This is a genomic window from Microbacterium sp. H6, assembly GCF_003314775.1.
In the GTDB taxonomy this organism is placed as follows: Bacteria; Actinomycetota; Actinomycetes; order Actinomycetales; family Microbacteriaceae; genus Microbacterium; species Microbacterium oxydans.
The window spans coordinates 1-212 of record NZ_QOAY01000004.1; the positions used below are offsets into that span (position 1 = coordinate 1).

Consider the following 212-nt stretch of genomic DNA (forward strand, 5'->3'; position numbering starts at 1 on the left):
GGGGTCGCGGAGCTGCGCGCGCAGAGGTGTGCTGCTGCGCACGCCTCTCGCGGTGTGCGCGGCGAGCAGTCCGATCGTCGCCATCGCCGACAGGCCCCAGAAGGCAGGGGCGACGGAAGCGGGCACCGGGGCGACGGCGGTGGCCGCCGACCAGGTCGACGCGACGCCGGCGAGGCCCAGCGCGATCGCCAGAGTGCTCAGCGGGATCCGTG

The 212-nt window shown here is 75.9% G+C and carries 1 pseudogene; it reads right to left on the reverse strand.

Going from position 1 to position 212, the window contains the following annotated elements:
- Positions 1-212 (reverse strand): annotated as a pseudogene (locus DSP71_RS21745) (transporter); the annotation flags it as partial.